Raw genomic sequence first — 3256 nt, 5'->3', positions numbered from 1 at the left:
CGTGTGCGGCGAATGCCTTCGCGAGGCCTTCCTCGCCGACGACACCGGGGCCCAGAACTGGGACGCCCGCCCCGTCGCGCCCCGCGAACACCTCGATACGGACTGGCCCGCGATCGTGGCGGCCGTCTTCCGTCACCGTGCGGCAGCGCACTGGCACCCGTTCAAGGACCAGTAGCCGCCCTCGCGCCCCCTCCCTTCCACCGCCTCACCTCTTCAGGAGCTTCTCGTGCCCGTCGCCCGCTATGCCCTTCAGTACGCCGCCCAACTCGCTGCCCTCCTGGGGCCGCAGTGGCGCGCGGCGAGCGCCGACTCGTCGACGTTCGCCGTGCTCGAAGGCCCCGGCGTCGAATTCGATGTCCGCACCACCGCACCCGTACGGGCGCACACCCCGGTCACGGTGTCGACCCGCCCGCGGGGAAATCTGGTCTGGAGCAGGCGCTCGGACTACCGCGGAGAGGCATCAGGCGTCATCGGGGCCCCGGGGTCGGTCGCCGATGAGATCCGCTCCCACATCCTGCCCGCCTGGCAGGAGCTGGTCACCGAGCTGGAGGCCCGCACGGCCCGGACGCAGGCGGCGATTCGGCACTTCGCTCCCCTCGCCGCCGAGATCACCGGGGCCACCGTCTCCTACGGATCGCGCCCCGGTGTGGCCGACATCCGCTGGGAGGGAGGCCACGCCGTGCTGTGGGCGAGCGACGAAGGACTCATCTCCTCCCCGTCCATCGAGATCACCAGGGCGCGCGGTGCGGCCACCGTGTTCGCCGTGCTGCACAGCGCGGCGGGCACCGCACGGCGGCTCAGCATCGGCGACATCGGAGAGGCGGCCGCCCTACTCCTCGGCGACGGCTGGAGCGCAACGTCGTCACCGTGGGGCGTCGCCGCGCACATCGCGCACCGGGACACCCCCGGCGCCGGCTACACCCTGGCTGTCGCCGAGGGCCACCTGTACGTGTCGGCCGACCTCGTCGGCGAGTCCCGCACCTACCTGAACGACGTGTCCGACGCCGACGAGCTGGAGGTGCTCGGCGCCTGCGTCTGCGCCGTCGTGCGCCGCTTCCACAACGACAGCTGATCTGCACCGGCCGGGGCGCTGTCCGCGCCCCGGCCCCACGTCCACTCTCCTCCGGCAGCACGGACGACCGCAGTCCGTTCGGGCCGGCTCCTGCGCGAAGGCTTCCGTATGCGTCCTCCTGTGCTCCTGGACCTCTCCCCCACCCGCACCGTGCCATTCGCCGGCCAGACCATGGGCCAGTGGCTCACCGGCATCCTCGAAGAGATCCGCGATCTGTACCGGGCTGATCAGGTGCCCTGGGTGGTGGGCTACAGCGGCGGCAAGGACTCGACGCTGTGCCTCATGCTCGTGTGGATGGCGCTGGCCGGCCTGCCTCCGGCCGAGCGCACCAAGGTGGTGCACGTCATCAGCACCGACACCGGTGTCGAGAACCCGGTGGTCGCCGCCTGGGTGAACGCCTCGCTCGACTCGATGCGGCGGGCAGCCGCAGAGCAGGGTCTGCCGATCGAGGCGCACCGGCTGACGCCGGCGGTCGAGGACTCGTTCTGGGTATGCCTCATCGGCCGCGGTTACGCCGCGCCGAGGCCGAAGTTCCGGTGGTGCACAGAACGTTTGAAGATTAAACCTTCGAATGCATTCATCCGCGCTGTGGTGGCCGCGTTCGGCGAGGTCATCTTGGTGCTGGGCACCCGCAAGGCCGAGTCGCGGGCGCGGGCGCGGACCATGACCCGCCACGAGAAGCGCAGGGTGCGCGACCGTCTCAGCCCGAACGGTTCGCTGCCCAACTCCCTGGTGTACTCGCCGATCGAGGACCTCAGCAACGACGAGGTGTGGGAGCTGCTCATGCAGCATCCCAACCCGTGGGGGCACAGCAACAAGGACTTGCTCACCATGTACCAGGGGGCGTCTCCGGACGCCGAGTGCCCGCTGGTCGTCGATTCCACAACGCCGTCGTGCGGCGACAGCCGGTTCGGCTGCTGGACCTGCACGCTGGTCTCCGAGGACAAGTCGATGCAGGCCATGATCAGCAATGACGCGGAGAAGGAGTGGATGCTGCCGCTGCTGGAGCTGCGCAACGCCCTGGACGTGGACGATGACCGGGAACTGAGGGACTTCCGGCGAATGAGCGGGCGGCTTCATCCGTTCAAGGGCCGTCTGGTGCACGGCGCCTACCTGCAGCAGGCCCGTGAGGAGTGGCTGCGCCGGCTTCTGGAGGCGCAGACGTGGATCCGGGAGAACGGGCCACAGTACGTCCGGGACCTGACCTTGATCACCTTGGAGGAGCTGCGGGCCATCCGACACGAGTGGGTGTACGTCAAGCACGAGATCGAGGACTCGCTTCCCGGCATCTACCAGTCCGCGACCGGTGAGCCCTATCCGGACCCGCCGGTGGTCAGCGCCCTGGCCGTGAACGGTGCCGAGATGGTCGACACCCTGCGCGAGGTGTGCGGGGACGACGAGCAGCAGTTCCTGATGATCCGCGAACTTCTGGGCGTAGAGCGGGCCTTCCGGACGATGACGCGCCGCGCGGGTCTGTTCGACGCCCTGGAGAAGGTCGTCGGCAAGTACGCGTTCGAGGACGAGGAGGACGCTCTCGACTTCGCGCTCAGGCGGGAGCAGCACACGGCCGAGTTGCGGGACCTGCCCCGGTCCGGCGCCCGCGCGGCCGTCGAGCCGCAGCCGTCCCCGCCACCGGAGGAGCGTTCCCCTACGGAGGCGGAGACGTTGGCCGCGGACCTGCGTGCCGCCGGACTGGTGCCGGCCGACACATCGTCGGATGGCCCGTAGGCCGGAACCTCATGGCGTTTGCCGTGCGGCTCCGGCGCCGGGAAGGCCGGCCGGAGCTGCTCAGGCCCCCTTGGCGGCTTCCTTGAGCTTGGACCCGGCGGAGACCTTCGCGCTGTAGCCGGCCGGGATCTGGATCGGCTCGCCCGTCTGCGGGTTCCGCGCGGTGCGCGCCGAGCGGTGGGTGCGCTCGAAGGTCAGGAAGCCGGGGATGGTGACCTTCTCGTCGCCCTTGGCGACGACCTCGCCGACCGTCTCGGCGAAAGCGGTCAGCACGGCATCGACGTCCTTGCGGGCCACCGAGGCTCGGTCGGACAGTGCGGCGATCAGCTCTTCTCTGAACTAGGCGATGACCGCCATGTCCCGTCCCGGTCAGCTCTGTAAAGTTCTGTCAACTAGCGTTCACGAGTGTCTGACGGGTGCCAGGGTGATCTCAGCATTAGTTCATGAGCACCTCTC

General features: G+C 69.5%; 3 protein-coding genes. 2 read left to right on the top strand and 1 reads right to left on the bottom strand.

Annotated elements, in window-relative coordinates; genetic code table 11:
* Positions 1–226: 226 nt before the first annotated feature.
* Positions 227–1072 carry a hypothetical protein gene (locus tag RM812_RS41130; protein WP_311585980.1) on the top strand — a complete coding sequence of 282 codons (846 nt, stop codon included), beginning with the start codon at positions 227–229 and terminating at the stop codon, positions 1070–1072.
* Between the two features lie 108 nt (positions 1073–1180).
* Positions 1181–2800 carry a DNA phosphorothioation system sulfurtransferase DndC gene (gene dndC, locus RM812_RS41125; RefSeq protein ID WP_394816605.1) on the top strand — a complete coding sequence of 540 codons (1620 nt, stop codon included), beginning with the start codon at positions 1181–1183 and terminating at the stop codon, positions 2798–2800.
* A gap of 60 nt (positions 2801–2860) precedes the next feature.
* On the opposite strand, the gene RM812_RS41120 is transcribed toward dndC, so the two are convergent.
* Positions 2861–3127: an HU family DNA-binding protein gene (locus RM812_RS41120; RefSeq protein WP_311585982.1), complete on the bottom strand. Its 267-nt coding sequence runs from the start codon at positions 3125–3127 to the stop codon at positions 2861–2863.
* Between the last annotated feature and the right edge of the window lie 129 nt (positions 3128–3256).

The sequence above is a fragment of the Streptomyces lancefieldiae genome, from assembly GCF_031845825.1.
Classification (GTDB): Bacteria; Actinomycetota; Actinomycetes; order Streptomycetales; family Streptomycetaceae; genus Streptomyces; species Streptomyces lancefieldiae.
The sequence above is the reverse complement of the archived record's forward strand: the minus strand, read 5'-3'. Positions and strand labels throughout refer to the sequence as shown.

Bases quoted from the DNA above. Each gene is read 5' to 3' on its own strand.
- dndC (WP_394816605.1), top strand. From the start codon at position 1,181: ATGCGTCCTCCTGTGCTCCTGGACCTCTCCCCCACCCGCACCGTGCCA.